We start from the raw sequence: 2,818 nt of genomic DNA on the forward strand, positions 1-2,818 counted from the left end.
CTGAAAATTATCTTGCTGAATTAAATAGTAATTATTCACCATTTGTAATAGATGATTTGAATTTTGAATCTTTTCCACCGCTACTTTCAAATTATGGCGAGGTTAAGTTTAATATTCCTTTTCAGTCCATTTTAAATAAAACGGTAAGTGGTGTTTCAACGAATCAAACGCTTTTAGCAACGTTTGAAACTAGTGGAAGACGAGAGGCTGTTTTATTTGGAGAGAATTTATGGCAATGGCGCGGGCAAAGCTATTTGAATGAAAAATCGTTTAATGCTTTTGATGACTTCATAGGTAAATTGATACAATACTTGGCTTCTAAAAAACAAAAGAGCAGACTAAACTTGGATTACGAATCGTTTTATAATGGAAGTGGAAACATTATACTTAAAGCTGAGTTTTTCGATAAAAATTATGTTTTTGATTCTCGAGAAACTCTAAATGTGACGGTAACAAACAAAACTTCGAAGGATCGAAAAACATTTCCTTTAATTTTGAAAAATAATAATTATCAAGTTGATTTAAATAGTTTGCCGCCTTCTGAATATAGCTTTACAGTAAGGACTTCAAAAGAAAACATCTCTAAATCTGGTAGTTTTCAAATTTTAGAATACAATGTAGAACAACAATTTTTGAATGCTAATGTAACAAAGTTGCAACAGTTAGCTACTAACAGTTTAGGTTCAAGTTATTTTATTGATAATACTCGAGGTTTAGTTAATGATTTATTAAATGATAATAGATATGTTCCCATTCAAAAAAGCAGTAAAAATATCATACCTTTGATAGATTGGAAATATCTACTCGCTATTATAGCTTTAAGCTTAAGTTTGGAGTGGTTTATAAGAAAGTATAACGGATTAATTTAAATTAAAATAAAAAAATGGAAAAATTACCAAAAGTAGCATTGCCTTTTATAATTGGGGCGATTATATTAGTAGTCATATTAGCAAAATCTGCAGTAACCATAGATTCTGGTGAGGCTGGAGTGCTTTTTAAAACCTTTGCAGATGGTGTTGTTACTGATGAGCCGCCAATGGGAGAAGGATTTCATATTGTGGCACCTTGGAACAAGGTATATGTTTACGAAGTAAGACAGCAGGAACTTTTTGAAAAAATGAAAGTGTTATCATCAAACGGATTAGAAATTCAAATTGATGCTTCGGCGTGGTACGAGCCTGTTTATAACGAATTAGGTAATTTGCATCAGTCTCTTGGGCAAGGTTATTTGCAGCGCGTTATTCAACCTGCAATTCGTAGTGCAGCAAGGAGTGTTATTGGACGTTATACGCCAGATGATTTGTATTCAACTAAACGTGACGCCATTCAAGTTGAAATTTTTGAAGAAACCAAGAAAATACTTGATAAACAATATGTTCAATTAAATGAGGTATTAGTAAGAGATGTAACGTTACCTCCAACAATTAAAGAGGCTATTGAGCGTAAATTAAAGCAAGAGCAAGAATCATTAGAATATGAATTTAGACTTGAAAGTGCAAGAAAAGAAGCTGAGAAAGTAATTATTGAAGCAAAAGGTAAAGCAGAATCAAATAGAATTCTAAGTGCATCATTAACAGATAAAATTCTTCAAGATAAAGGTATAGAAGCTACAGTTAAGCTTTCAGAATCTCCAAATAGTAAAGTAATTGTTATAGGTTCCGGAGATAGCGGAATGCCAATTATTCTTGGAAATCAATAAAATTTTTTCTAGTTCTAATACATATTTAATAAAGCCCTTTAAGCTAATTGAAGGGTTTTAATGCTTTATTAATTATGAATAGTAAAATTTGTTTTGTTTCTGGTCATTATCCTAAAGGTGTTTTTTTTACAGATTTAACTAAAAGACTTTTGGTTAATTACTGTAATTTAAATGATTATGATTTATACTACGATGACTTTACAAAGGTAGATCATGTTATTTCAGAATTTCATTTTCGGCGATGCCTTATTATAAAAAAAGCGAGTGAAGCATTCCCTAATGCTGATTGGTATATTTGGTTAGATACAGATATTTATATTAAGACTCCAGAAAAGAGAATTGAATCATTTATAGACTTGAACCAAAGTAATATTCTCTATCATTTATTTCATGAAAAACCCTGGGAATATCCAATTAATACAGGTGTTAAGATAGTTAGTAAAAATGCTTTAAAAATAGAGGATGAAATATATTCTATGCGTATGGGATGCCCTTTTCCTTATGAGCAGAAGATTATGGTAGACTATGTTTTACCTAAATATAATAATCAAATAATTATTCATGACCCTGAAAATTTAAATAGTATTTATCGTATTCACGATAATACAAATGCTTTATTTATTCATGTCTGTAATACCAGTGAATTAGATAGAAATCTAATTATTTTAAATAAAACAAGACATTTTTTTAAACAGAATCCTATTATTAGGCAAAGCAAATATTACAAGTATTATTACGGTTTTATTTTTCTTAATAAGTATCAGAAACTTAAAAGAAAAACTATAATTTTTAAAACCTTAATTATGAATGGTAAATTTAAACATATTCTCAATATTATGTCTTATAAATTTAAAAGGCTTAATTAATATATAATTTTAGTTTTTTTTATAAATTTTAAACAACTTGTAGTATCAAATTAATTATCTTTGTCACAATCAATATTAAACATGACATTTATTCAACTACATCATCATTTTTATATTTGCTCTCAGGCGAAGTGAAAATGTATTGAGTAAAATCAACATATATTTTTAAACCCGTTTGAGACAATCAAGCGGGTTTTTTAATTATAATACCAAGTAGATTGTTTCGAACTCATAAAAACAATAAAAATGAGTA

At 28.8% G+C, this 2,818-nt stretch carries 2 protein-coding genes and 1 pseudogene; all 3 read left to right on the top strand.

Annotation, left to right across the window (positions count from 1 at the left end; all coding sequences use genetic code 11):
* Positions 1–869, top strand: a pseudogene (locus tag QZ260_RS06640) (VWA domain-containing protein); the annotation flags it as partial.
* A gap of 14 nt (positions 870–883) precedes the next feature.
* Positions 884–1,699 carry a prohibitin family protein gene (locus QZ260_RS06645; protein WP_295984245.1) on the top strand — a complete coding sequence of 272 codons (816 nt, stop codon included), beginning with the start codon at positions 884–886 and terminating at the stop codon, positions 1,697–1,699.
* Positions 1,700–1,773: 74 nt separating this feature from the next.
* Positions 1,774–2,565, top strand: a complete 792-nt coding sequence (locus tag QZ260_RS06650) for a hypothetical protein (protein ID WP_295984247.1) — start codon at positions 1,774–1,776, stop codon at positions 2,563–2,565.
* The last annotated feature ends 253 nt before the right edge of the window (positions 2,566–2,818 follow it).

This window comes from uncultured Algibacter sp., from assembly GCF_905480415.1.
Taxonomy (GTDB): Bacteria; Bacteroidota; Bacteroidia; order Flavobacteriales; family Flavobacteriaceae; genus Algibacter_B.